The sequence below is a fragment of the Pedobacter sp. 01N310 genome, assembly GCF_056399805.1.
In genome coordinates this window covers 349174-362327 of sequence record NZ_JBFTSB010000003.1, presented here as the reverse complement: position 1 = coordinate 362327, position 13154 = coordinate 349174, and the positions used below count along the sequence as shown (strand labels likewise).

Sequence of the window (13154 nt, the reverse complement as noted above, 5' to 3'; positions counted from 1 at the left end):
TTGGTTCATTAGTAAATAGTTAATTGCCTAGAGTAGTTGACTGTTAACGGTAAACTGGCAACTGAAAACCGGTTAATTCCCTCGTTCGTCATTGCGAGGAACGAAGCAATCTTACTACGGTGGTTAAGGCAATGTACCTCCGTGTTTCTGTGCTTCCGTGGCAAAAAACTGTAAACCGCCAATTGAAAACTGGCAATGAGAATTGTTTAAATTGAATTTATATATATGACTGGAGCATCGTTAATATTTTGGATTGTTTGCGCGATACCGCTAATCGGTATTTTATATTGGTTGATCAGAAATGACAAAAACAAACTAAAAGGAAGCTGGGGGGTGATTATTTTAGGTGCTTTGGTTATTGCCGCACTTTTGGTAATTGTGTATGTAACCAAAGATTTTAACGCCATTTTTAGCCAGAATTAATAACGGTGCCTTTTCAATAAAGGCCTGTGCTATAAAATATTATAACATATAAAGCAAAACGCCCTGCTAAAAATATTTAGCAGGGCGTTTTTAATATTATTGAATTTAAGATAGGCTTATTTCTCAGCCAATTTATCGCCGGTTACTTCGGCTTTAATTTTAATTTCTAATTCTTCTGCAAGTTCAGGGTTGTCGCTTAACAATTGTTTTACGGCGTCTCTACCTTGGCCAAGTTTGGTATCTCCGTAAGAGTACCAAGAGCCTGCTTTTTTGATGATGCCGAAGTCAACACCTAAATCTACAATCTCTCCGTTTTTAGAAATACCTTCACCAAACATTACATCAAATTCTGCAATGCGGAAAGGTGGAGCCACTTTATTTTTAACGATTTTTACTTTCACACGGTTACCGGAAACTTCATCAGAATCTTTGATCTGTGATATACGACGGATATCTAAACGTACCGATGCATAAAATTTCAACGCATTACCACCGGTTGTGGTTTCAGGGTTGCCGAACATTACACCAATTTTATCACGTAATTGGTTAATGAAAATACAGCAACATCCGGTTTTCGAAATTGTTCCGGTTAATTTACGTAGCGCCTGACTCATTAAACGGGCGTGTAAACCCATTTTACTATCGCCCATTTCGCCTTCAATTTCACTTTTAGGAACCAAAGCGGCAACAGAGTCAATTACAATTACATCAATAGCACCCGAACGGATTAAGTTATCAGCAATTTCTAATGCCTGCTCACCATTATCTGGTTGAGAGATTAAAAGGTTATCGGTATCAACACCTAGTTTCTTTGCATAAAACTGATCAAAAGCATGCTCTGCATCGATAAAAGCAGCAATACCGCCTTTTTTTTGTGCTTCGGCAATAATATGTGTGGCTAAAGTTGTTTTACCAGAAGATTCCGGACCATAGATTTCTATTACACGGCCTTTTGGGATACCGCCAATACCTAAAGCAATATCTAAACTGATCGATCCTGTAGAAATAAAATCTATTGGCTCAATGGCAGAATCGCCAAGTTTCATGATGGTACCTTTACCGTAAGATTTCTCTAGCTTATCTAAGGTAAGTTGTAGGGCTTTTAATTTATCTGGATTTGCAGTGCTCATTTCTTTTTTCATTGATTGCGTAAATATAATCGATTATCGGCTAATATGCTTAAATGTTGATATTTATAATACTAATATATTTAGCTAATGTAAATGTTTTTTAGCTAATATCAATAGTAAAGTGAAAATAATTTTTTAGGCTTTTAGTTTATCTCTTTCGTTTTGAGTGGTTAAGCGTTCGAAGTACCTGCACATGTAAGTAATTTCGCAAACATCGCATTTGGGGCTTCTGGCCACACAAACGTAACGTCCGTGCAAAATAAGCCAGTGGTGTGCAATGTGGATATCGTGCTCGGGAAGGTTTTTAACTAAATCTTTTTCAACCGCCAGTGGGGTTTTACCATTGGTTAAACCTAAACGGTTGGCCACACGGAAAACATGGGTATCAACCGCCATTGCCGGTGCATTGTAAATTACCGAGGCAATTACATTGGCGGTTTTGCGGCCAACGCCTGGCATTTTCTGTAAGTCGTCAATCCCAGAAGGCACCACATCGTTAAATTCGTTAAGCAGAATATTAGCCATACCCACCAGGTGTTTTGCCTTATTGTTGGGATAGCTGATACTTCTGATGTAATCGAAAACAATATCGGGCGTAGCTTCGGCCAGCGCTTTAGCATTAGGGAACCGTTGAAAAAGCGCAGGGGTTACCATGTTTACCCTTTTATCGGTGCATTGTGCTGAAAGGATTACCGCCACTAAAAGCTGGTAGGGATTATTATAATGTAACTCGGTTTCTGCATCAGGCTGCTTGGCCGAAAAATGTTCTACAAAAAGTTTGTAGCGTTCTTTTTTAAGCATGTGCAAATATAGGTTAAAGATGGAAAATGTAATATGGGAAATGGAAGATGGGAGAGGTGTGAGATAAAACTGAGATTTGCTATCATGAGGAATAATTTATTTCATAAAAATCAATATTAACGACGTATAATTGATTATTTTTTACCCTACAGCTCATGCTTTCCTCGGCTCACCGCCGCCGAAAGGCTCTTTCTTTTTGATGTCAAAAAGAAACAAAAAACACCGGCTGAAAATTTTTCTTTAGAGGTCAGCGGTGTGGCTGGGTCAGCAGAATCCGAAAAATTTGTTAGGCCGGATTTAAGCGGAACAGGGATGCGGTGCTGTGGCATGGCTGGATGGAAATGCATAATGTCGCAAATATCTTATTAGTAAGCAATTGCAAAATAACGTCAATGAAAGCTTAGTCGAAGGACCTTTACTTATAAAAGGTTAATTGTTTAAATCGCTCAATCCACGCTAACCGCTTAACGCCAACCTCATGGCCCAACTACAAGCGATAATTATATAAACATTTTCGGTAAATGTGTAACATCCGGAAAGGCTGTAGCGCTAGTTTTGTATAATAATAAAACCCTGTTCTGGTTGCAAAGCAAATTAATAAGCAGCTCGCTAACTGGTATCAGGAAATAGGTTGATAACATTTAACTTAACACAAAATGAAAAGATTATTTAAATTATGGACAATCAATGTCCTTGTACTAATTGTGGCTGGCAGTGTATCAGCACAGGAAAAAGCAGCAGCGGTTAACCCTTTGCAGGCTTATTACGAAGTTAAAGATGCCTTAATTAGCAGCAATGCAAGCGTGGCTGGCACCAAGGCTACCGCATTAATTAACGCCATAAAAGCCAACGAGAAAACGAACACTTCGAAAGTTCTGCGTGATAAAATATTATTTGATGCTGAGCACATTGCGGAAAGTAAAGATATTGAACATCAAAGAGATCATTTTACCTCCCTGTCAACCGATTTTTATGCCTTGGTAAAAGCAGTAAAACTTAACGATAAGCCTGTTTATTATGCTTATTGCCCGATGAAAAAAAGCTATTGGTTAAGTGAAAGCGAGGCAATAAAAAATCCGTATTATGGCAGTAAAATGTTAACTTGTGGTAAGGTTGCCGTGGTGCTTAAATAAAACATACGCTACAAAATGAAGTTTATTTTAGTTTGTTGCCTTAGTATTTTGCTCAGTAGTTTTACTTTTGGCCAACATCAGCACAGTGAGGTAAAAGCAGCTGCCCCAAAAAAAGCTCCCCTCAAAGCAAGTGATGTGGAAACTTTAGGCAACAAAAAGTCGCCGGGGGTTGTGCGCTATGATTTATATGTTGCCGATACAACGGTAACTTTTGGCGGGAAACCTAAAAGAGCCATTGCGGTTAACGGGCAAATACCTATGCCAACACTAACTTTTACCGAGGGCGATACAGCAGAAATACATGTACATAATAGACTAAAGGAGTCAACTTCGTTGCATTGGCATGGGCTATTTTTGCCAAATCAATATGATGGGGTTCCTTATTTAACCCAAATGCCTATTGCGCCCAATAAAACCCATGTTTACCGTTTTCCGATTATACAGAACGGTACCCATTGGTACCATAGCCATTCGGGCTTACAGGAGCAGATTGGAATGTACGGTGCCATGATCTTAAACAAAAGAAAAGAACCCACTATACCGACGATACCTGTTGTTTTGAGTGAGTGGACAAATATGATGCCCCACGAAGTAGACAGGCGATTACACAATGCCAATGATTGGTTCGCGATAAAAAAAGGCACAACACAGAGTTATGTCGAAGCAATAAAAGGTGGGCACTTTAAAACCAAGCTCACCAACGAACTGAAACGGATGACTGCCATGGATGTGAGTGATGTGTACTACGAAGCATTTTTAGTTAATGGAAAAAATCAATATCAGGTACCAAACAAGCTCAAAGCAGGCGATAAAGTAAGGTTGCGCATTGCTAACGGCGGGGCATCTACCTATTTTTGGCTCACGTATGCCGGTGGTAAAATAACGGTAGTGGCCAGCGACGGTAACGATGTAACACCCGTAGAAGTAGATAGGCTGATTATTGCTGTTTCCGAAACCTATGATGTAATTGTAACCATCCCCGAAAACAAAAGCTTCGAGTTTTTGGTAACCCCCGAAGACCGTACCAAATCTGCTTCCTTATGGCTGGGTAGTGGGCAAAAAGTGCCGGCTCAAAAAATGCCCAAATTGAAATATTTCGAAGGCATGAAAATGATGAACGAAATGATGGATATGAACGGTAATCTGGTGCAGATGGAAGGCATGAAAATGCAGAACCAGGTGATGGATATGAATACCGTAATGTATGCTGAGCTGGATGATACTGGGACTGATACTGTTGTTGCTGATGCGCATAAAGCCCATAATATGGGTAGTAGCAAAAGCGCAAAAGGCCCCATGACAACATTAAATTACGATATGTTGCGCTCACCTGAAAAAACGGTTTTACCTAAAGCCCCAACCCGCGAAATGGAGTTTCAGTTAACGGGCAACATGAACCGTTATGTTTGGACTTTGGATAATAAAACCATTTCTGAAGAAGATAAAATCCTCATTAAAAAGGGCGAAAACCTGCGGATCATTTTATATAACAACAGTATGATGCGCCACCCTATGCACTTGCATGGGCACGATTTTAGGGTAATTAATGGTCAGGGCGATTACGCTCCTTTAAAAAATGTACTCGATATTATGCCCATGGAGCGCGATACCATTGAGTTTAGCGCTTCAGAAAGTGGCGATTGGTTTTTTCATTGCCACATTTTATACCACATGATGAGTGGGATGGGTAAAATCTTTAGTTATGAAAACTCGCCGCTAAACCCCGAAATCCCAAACCCTAAATTGGCGCAGCGAAAACTTTTTGCCGATGACAGGATGTTTCATTTTATGGCAGAAAACGATTTTGCCAGTAACGGAAACGATGGTATGGTCATGTTGGCAAATACGCGCTGGAGCATTGGCGCTGAATGGCGCTTAGGTTACAATAAAATGCACGGCTTTGAAACCGAAACTCATATTGGCCGATATGTAGATAGAATGCAGTGGCTAATGCCTTTTGTAGGTTTCGATTGGCGCTACCGGAAAATGGAAGCTGGCGAACAGGAAAGCAATATTTTTGGCCAAAAAAGCACAAAGGATAAAAGAAGTATGTTTAGTGTAGGGCTTGCCTACACGCTGCCTATGTTGGTAGTAGCGCAGGCAGAAGTTTACCACGACGGTAATGTTCGTTTACAGTTAATGCGGGAAGATATACCAATTTCTAAACGCTTAAGGGCAAGCTTTATGGTAAATAGTGATAAAGAGTTTATGGGCGGACTTAAATTTATTACCACTAAATACATGGGCATTTCTGTGCACTATGATAGCGATATGGGCTTTGGCGCAGGCTTAACGCTTAATTATTGATCTAAGCATTTGTAATCTCCCTCAAAAAGTTAACTGGCAACTAATTTTGAATGATTGAGTTTTGAATGATTGAATGAGTGAGTGATTTGGACTATCACATCCAATCATTCAGGAATTGCGAAGGGTTTTTAATTAACCGCACTGACCTTTCGTTTTAAACCTGATGGGAACGGCAGCCCGAGCTTTTTCTGCGAGGCTACAGTGTACAGCAGGACTGAAATTTTTGCTTGCACTAACTTTCATTTTCTAAAAAAAGTAACAATATAGATTACTACGCTCCATCACAAAGTGCTGCTTCGTTCGCAATGACGAATATTTTTAGTGAAAGGAAGTTGCTGGCACTTTAACCTGTTCCGTTACGTCCTGATTACTTTTAATTAACCAGAAGGCAAAAAAAGCACCAACCAAAGCCATAGCTGCACCAACATAGGCTGGCGAAGTATAATCGAATCCATAAACTAGTGGAAGCCCGCCGAAGAATGCGCCTAAAGCATTACCAATATTAAAACTCGCCTGACTTGCAGATGCTGCCAGCATTTCGGAGCCCTTAGCACTCTGGATCATTAACATCTGTATTGGGGCTGCCAACGCAAAAGATACGGCGCCGGTAACAAAAGTCATAATTAAAGCCAGTGGCTGACTTGCGGATACGAAGTGAACAATGGTTAGTGTAATTACCATGGTGAGCAACAAGGCTGCAGACGCTTTTGCTGGTGAAAATTTATCGGCCAATCGGCCGCCAACGTAATTGCCGAACATCATGCCCAAACCTGCCAGCATTAATATATAGGTTACTGCATTTGGCGAAAAGCCTGCAACATCTGTCATTAAAGGGGCGATATAACTGTACCAGGTAAATAATCCACCCGTTCCGATCGAGATCATCAAAATGATGATCCATGCTTCTCTTTTTTTGAAGAAACTTAGTTCTGCTTTTAAATCACGGTTTTTTGTGGCTTCCAGCGCTGGAAGCCATAATTTTAAACTTAGCAAAGTAACAAGGCCAACAAATACGACAACGGCAAAAGAGATCCGCCAGGAAAAATTGTGACCGATAAAGGTACCTAATGGCACCCCAACAATATTGGCGATGGTTAAGCCCATAAACATAAGCGATACCGCCTGAGCAGCTTTTCCCTTTTCGGCTATTCTGCTGGCTACTACCGATCCTACCCCGAAAAATGCACCGTGTGGTAAACCCGAAAGCAATCGGGCAATAAACAGGGTATCAAAAGTAGGTGCGAATGCAGAGAAGGCATTAAATACCGTGAACATGATCATCAAAGCAATCAATATCATTTTTGGTGGATATTTGCCGGCAATCATGATCAATAAGGGTGCGCCTATTACTACACCTAAAGCGTATGCAGAAATTAGATGCCCTGCCTGCGGAATGGTTACTGCTAAATCTTTTGAGATATCGGGTAGCAGGCCCATCATAACAAATTCTGTTATCCCGATGCCTAAACCGCCTAAAGTGAGTGGGAGCAAGTTCTTGTTCATAGCGTACTTAGTGTTAAATTTACACTATGCAAAGGTAAGGCTTTTTGCTTTAGGAGATTGTAAAAATTAGGCCATTTATGGAAAAGAGGGAAGAGGTAGGATGGGTTGATGGTCAGATAGTCGATAGTATATGGTCAAATAGTTGATGTCCAAATAGTTTATAATGTATGTAAGTAGTTATAAGATAATAAAGTACCATCAATTATGAACCGGTAGTCGGTTTGCAGTTACCAATGAACGGATGGCGAATGAACTATTGAACTCATAAAATAAAACCATTTATGGAAAAGAGGGAAGAGGTAGGATGGGGTTGATGGTCAGATAGTCGATAGTATATGGTCAAATAGTTGATGTCCAAATAGTTTATAATGTATGTAAGTAGTTATAAGATAATAAAGTACCATCAATTATGAAACCGTAGCCGGTTTGCAGTTACCAATGAACGAATGGTGAATGAACTATTGAACTCATAAAATGAAAAAGCTTGCCCCACCCTGTGGAACAAGCTTTTTTGGCTCATGTAAAGATTTTCTACTTTGCGCTGCTGTAAGCTAAAATCTTGTTGATGGTTTCATCTTGAGGATTTTTAGCCAGTCTATCTAACTTACCTTTTATTTGATCATAAAATAAGTCGATTTCTGCGTCAGATTCAATATCAGTTCTAGGCTGAAACATGTTAGGTGTAGGTAAATTTACATTTGTTTTTGATGTAGAGGTTTTTGTCATAAGCAACTAAAATGTGATAAGTTTTATAAACTTAACGATAGTTCAGATGCTTTATTTCAACCCCTAAAAAATTTTATGTAACAATTTTACTACCCTTTGTAGGTCATCTCCTTTGTTTTAAGCATTTTACGCAAATTACTCAATGCATAACGCATACGGCCTAATGCTGTATTGATGCTTACATCGGTCAAATCTGCGATCTCCTTAAAGCTTAAATCAGCGTAATGACGCATTAAAAGCACTTCTTTCTGCTCATCAGGCAATAAATGGATCATTGCTTTCAAATCTTTATGGGTCTGGTCGCGAAGCATTTTATCTTCTGCGCTCTCATCATAAAAGTGTAGCATATTGAATACATCCATTCCATCGGCACTGGTGATGATTGGTGTTCTCTTTTCTTTTCTGAAATAATCGATAACCAAGTTATGGGCAATACGCATTACCCAAGGCAAAAACTTGCCTTCTTCGTTATATCTTCCCGATCGCAGGGTATTAATTACTTTTATAAAAGCATCCTGAAAAATATCCTCCGCCAGATATTGGTCTTTAACCAATAAGTAGATAGAGGTATAAATTTTACTTTTATGTCTTCTTAAAAGTTCCTGCAATCCATTCTCGTTCCCGGCAATATATACCTTTACCAGGTCCTGATCATTATATGATTGTAAATTCATAGGTTTACCTACACTAAATCCCGTACTATTTGCTAAAAATTAATTTGTAGATGTTTAATTTCTATAGCTGCTCTCCTATGTTTTTTGATGTGTGTTAGTTTGGTTTTGAGGTTGTTAATGTTCAAAGAAAGTTATTTTTTTATCAAAAAGCAAAAAATAAAATGTTAAAAAATAAATTAACCGTCTCAGTACCCTATTTTTGTATGTTCTTAAAACCCTAACAACATTCTGGGGTTATACATTATATTCGTTACTATACATGAGCAAAAAAGAGGCCGAAAAAGATCCGCATAAAAATATTATCATAAAAGGTGCCCGTGTGCACAACCTCAAAAACATCGATGTTGCCATTCCAAAAAACAAACTTGTGGTGGTAACAGGTATGTCTGGTTCGGGGAAATCTTCGCTTGCATTTGATACTTTATATGCAGAGGGGCAACGCCGATATGTAGAAAGTTTATCTTCTTATGCCCGCCAGTTTATGGGCCGGATGAATAAACCCGATGTTGATTATATTAAAGGTATTGCTCCGGCAATTGCCATCGAACAAAAGGTTATTACTTCCAACCCACGTTCTACCGTTGGTACCTCGACCGAAATTTACGATTACCTTAAACTGCTTTTCTCGCGTATCGGGAAAACCATTTCGCCTGTTTCGGGCAAAGAAGTAAAAAAGGATTCGGTAAGCACGGTGGTTGATTATGTAAATGCCATGCCCGAAGATACAACGGTTACTATTTTTTGTCCTTTGTACCCGCACAATAACCGTACAATTAAGGAGGAACTGGCTATTTTATTACAGAAAGGATTTTTACGCGTTCTGATTAACGATAAAATTGAAAAAATAGAAGCGGTTTTAGATGATGCCGACTTTAAGGATGAAGCCTTAACGGATGATAAAACAGTTCAGATCCTGATCGACCGTATTGTAACCAACAAGGAAGAAGAAACATTAAGCAGATTGGCTGATTCGGCACAGACTGCTTTTTTTGAAGGTAAAGGCGATTGTTATGTAGAAGGCCAGGGCACAACAAAACATTTTAGCGATCGGTTTGAACTGGATGGAATAAAATTTGAAGAACCTACGCCGAATTTTTTCTCTTTCAATAACCCTTATGGTGCGTGTAAACGTTGTGAAGGTTATGGAAACGTAATCGGCATTGATGAAGATCTGGTTATTCCTGATAAGAGCAAAAGTATTTACGATAATGCCATTGCCCCCTGGCGCGGCGAAAAAATGAATGTATGGTTGCAGAATTTTATTAAAGCTGCACCAAAATTCGAATTCCCGATTCACCGGCCTTATAGTGCCTTAACAGAAACAGAGCAACGCTTGCTTTGGACAGGAAATAAATATTTTGCAGGCCTTGATGCTTTTTTCAAAGAACTGGAAGAACAGACCTACAAAATTCAGTACCGCGTTATGTTATCACGTTACCGGGGCAAAACCACCTGTCCTGATTGTAAAGGCTCGCGTTTGCGTAAGGATGCATCTTACGTAAAGATTGCTGAGAAATCGATTATCGATGTGGTGCTGATGCCATTGGCAAAAGCACTGGTTTTCTTTAACGAGTTGAAATTAAACGCCAACGATACCAAAATTGCCAAACGTTTATTGGCAGAGATTGATAACCGTTTCCTTTATTTAAACAATGTAGGTTTAGGCTACCTTACCCTAAACCGTTTATCGAATACGCTTTCGGGTGGAGAATCGCAAAGGATCAACCTGGCAACTTCATTGGGAAGTAGTTTGGTGGGTTCTATTTACGTTTTGGACGAACCGAGTATCGGTCTGCATCCACGTGATACCAATAAACTGATCGAAGTATTAATCTCGCTCCGTAATGTAGGCAATACCGTTTTGGTGGTGGAGCACGAAGAAGAAATGATGCGTGCAGCCGATTACATTATTGATATTGGCCCTGAGGCTGGTACCCATGGCGGTAATTTGGTTTTCAGTGGTAATTACGAGGAGATTTTAAAAGATAAAAATAGCTTAACAGGCCGTTACCTATCGGGAATAGAAAAAATTGCCATTCCGGATAAACGCCGTAAGTGGAAAGATCACATCCTGATTAAAGGAGCAAGGGAAAACAATCTGCAGAATATTGATGTGAAGTTTCCGTTAGGTGTTTTTACTGCCGTAAGTGGTGTTTCTGGATCGGGTAAAACCAGCTTGGTTAAAAAAATCTTATATCCTGCATTACAAAAGGCAATTGGCAACTACGCTGGTGAGCAAACGGGTGCTTATGATGGCATTTTCGGCAATTACGATCTGGTAAGCGCTGTAGAAATGGTCGATCAGAACCCGATTGGTCGTTCTAGCCGTTCTAACCCGGTTACTTATGTTAAAGCCTGGGATGATATCCGTGCCTTGTTTTCGGGTCTGGCATCGGCAAAAGCTGCAGGCTTAAAACCAGCTGCATTCTCTTTCAACGTAGAAGGTGGCCGTTGCGATGTTTGTCAGGGTGAGGGCGAGGTGAAGATCGAGATGCAGTTTATGGCCGATATTTACCTGCCTTGCGAAGCCTGTAACGGAAAACGTTTCAAACAGCAGGTTTTAGATGTAACCTACAAAGAGAAAAACGTATCTGAAATTTTGGATATGACTATTGAAGAGGCGGTAGAATTTTTTAAGGATGAACAAAAGATCCTCAATAAATTAAATCCATTGGTTGATGTAGGTCTGGGTTATGTACATTTAGGCCAATCTTCTAATACCTTATCGGGTGGTGAGGCACAACGTATTAAACTCGCTTCGTTTTTGATTAAAGGGAACAATGCCAATAAAACGCTGTTTATTTTTGATGAGCCAACAACCGGTCTGCATTTTCATGATATTAAAAAACTGCTAAAGGCGCTGAATACCTTGATTGAACAAGGGAACACTATTTTGGTAATAGAACACAATATGGACATGATCAAATGTGCCGATTGGGTAATCGATATCGGCCCGGAAGGGGGCGATGGCGGCGGTCAGGTGGTATTTGAAGGTATACCCGAAGATTTAGTTAAGGTGGAAAAATCGTATACCGGAAAATATTTAGCATCGCATTTAAATTTAAATCCATAATTTCGGCAATGCTTTTTCTAACGTTTTTCATAGGCATCATTCTCAATGCCATGGGTTATATTCCTCCGGGCAACATTAATCTCACCGTTGCACAGCTCGCTATTAACAAGGGCATGCGGCAGGTTTGGTACTTTATTCTTTCCTTCTCTTGTGTAGAAGTGTTTTTTACCTTTGGGATGATGCGTTTTGCCCGCTGGGCCATGAGCGATATCAATCCGAACGAGGCGGTAAGCGAAGTGCGCTTGAGCACTTTAGTCGATTGTTTTATGATCGTGATGTTTTTGGTGATGGGTACCATTACCTGGAAAAATAGGAAAAAAGTGCCTAAAACAAGTAATACCAAAGAGGATAAACGAAGTGGGAGTGTTTTATATGGGTTAATTTTAGGGGTGCTAAACCCTGTTCAGATTCCATTCTGGCTGTTTTTTGGCAATTATGTCATTTTACACCAATGGATTGAAACGGATTACCTTTCATTGGTGATTTTTAGTTTGGGCTCGGGCGTTGGTTCTACACTTGCACTTTACTTATATGCGCATTTTGCAACCTATATCCAAGAGAAGTTTGCCCTGAGTAGCTTAATTATCAATAAATCGATAGCGATATTTTTGTTCGCATTGGCGGTTTACCTGGTCATCAAGCAGGCGATCGTTATCTTTTAATAAATATTTTCCATGGTCTGTGTCTCCCACAGGCATTTTTTTTTGATGTTCCCTGAATCGGTAGCTCATTTTTTTTGCCACGGAAACACGGAAAGCACGGAACCAGGTGCACTTGGTTTATTAATTCTGGATAATGTTATCTGTCTGAGCTCGTCGAAGACCTAACAACAAATTTTTTCTCCAAGGTCTGTGCCCCCACAGACCTTTTGTTTTTAGTCCTTTCGCTAAATTTTTCATTACAAAATTATTGTTTTTCGTTCTGTGAGGACACAGACCGAGGAATGGGCTCATCATTCCCGAATGATTGGGGATTTAAAGCTATTGCATTACGATTAGCTTCGCTGAGCACTTCGTGGTTCCCGCCTGCGCGGGAATGACGCCCAATTTTAGGGATTTGTCATCCTGAATGCAATGAAGGATCTTTCCTTTAGTAGCAACAGCAATAAAAACTGGGAGAAAGGTTCCGGTAGTTTCAATCACTAATCCAAGGTCTGTGTCCTCACAGACCTTCAGGTTTGCTTTTATCAAGTACTCAATAGGAAGAAATTATTGTTTTTCGTTCTGTGAGGACACAGACCGAGGAATAAAATTTAAGCTGAATTTTCAAGGACCTTTCTGTTATAAAATTGATACACAGATATGCTTTGGTTAACCTAATCATAACATTAAATTTATGTTTAAGAAGCCTGGTCATCCTAATATTGGGCTTTGATACAAAACAT

Annotated in this window: 10 protein-coding genes; 5 read left to right on the top strand and 5 right to left on the bottom strand. The window is 39.7% G+C overall.

From position 1 onward, the window contains the following. Positions 1-225: 225 nt before the first annotated feature. Positions 226-423, top strand: coding sequence for a hypothetical protein (locus AC1DNH_RS09545; RefSeq protein ID WP_108199335.1), 198 nt, complete (start codon positions 226-228; stop codon positions 421-423). A 116-nt stretch (positions 424-539) separates the two neighbouring features. Here AC1DNH_RS09545 and recA read toward each other — a convergent pair whose 3' ends face one another. Next, the gene (gene recA / locus AC1DNH_RS09540; RefSeq protein ID WP_029280282.1) at positions 540-1553 is read right to left on the bottom strand and encodes a recombinase RecA; all 1014 of its coding nucleotides are present in this window, start codon (positions 1551-1553) and stop codon (positions 540-542) included. A gap of 135 nt (positions 1554-1688) precedes the next feature. Continuing rightward, entirely contained in the window at positions 1689-2354 is a 666-nt protein-coding gene (gene nth / locus AC1DNH_RS09535; protein ID WP_477583982.1) for an endonuclease III, read from the bottom strand. A 656-nt stretch (positions 2355-3010) separates the two neighbouring features. Between nth and AC1DNH_RS09530 the strand changes: the two genes are divergently transcribed. Both AC1DNH_RS09530 and AC1DNH_RS09525 read left to right on the top strand, forming a co-directional pair. Further along, the gene (locus AC1DNH_RS09530) at positions 3011-3487 is read left to right on the top strand and encodes a DUF3347 domain-containing protein (protein WP_477583983.1); all 477 of its coding nucleotides are present in this window, start codon (positions 3011-3013) and stop codon (positions 3485-3487) included. A gap of 15 nt (positions 3488-3502) precedes the next feature. Beyond that, a complete protein-coding gene (locus AC1DNH_RS09525; protein ID WP_477583985.1) occupies positions 3503-5794 on the top strand; it encodes a multicopper oxidase domain-containing protein in 2292 nt (763 codons plus the stop codon). A 318-nt stretch (positions 5795-6112) separates the two neighbouring features. On the opposite strand, the gene AC1DNH_RS09520 is transcribed toward AC1DNH_RS09525, so the two are convergent. From AC1DNH_RS09520 to AC1DNH_RS09510, 3 genes are all read right to left on the bottom strand, one after another. Next, the gene (locus AC1DNH_RS09520) at positions 6113-7297 is read right to left on the bottom strand and encodes an MFS transporter (RefSeq protein WP_477625343.1); all 1185 of its coding nucleotides are present in this window, start codon (positions 7295-7297) and stop codon (positions 6113-6115) included. Between the two features lie 531 nt (positions 7298-7828). Continuing rightward, positions 7829-8023, bottom strand: a complete 195-nt coding sequence (locus tag AC1DNH_RS09515; RefSeq protein ID WP_029279590.1) for a hypothetical protein — start codon at positions 8021-8023, stop codon at positions 7829-7831. 89 nt (positions 8024-8112) lie between these two features. Then, entirely contained in the window at positions 8113-8697 is a 585-nt protein-coding gene (locus AC1DNH_RS09510; RefSeq protein ID WP_029279592.1) for an RNA polymerase sigma factor, read from the bottom strand. Positions 8698-8956: 259 nt separating this feature from the next. On the opposite strand from AC1DNH_RS09510, the gene uvrA reads away from it, so the two are divergent. Both uvrA and AC1DNH_RS09500 read left to right on the top strand, forming a co-directional pair. Then, complete coding sequence (uvrA, locus tag AC1DNH_RS09505) at positions 8957-11770, top strand: excinuclease ABC subunit UvrA (protein ID WP_477610403.1); 2814 nt, start codon at positions 8957-8959, stop codon at positions 11768-11770. Positions 11771-11778: 8 nt separating this feature from the next. Then, positions 11779-12432 carry a LysE family transporter gene (locus AC1DNH_RS09500; protein WP_477625342.1) on the top strand — a complete coding sequence of 218 codons (654 nt, stop codon included), beginning with the start codon at positions 11779-11781 and terminating at the stop codon, positions 12430-12432. The last annotated feature ends 722 nt before the right edge of the window (positions 12433-13154 follow it).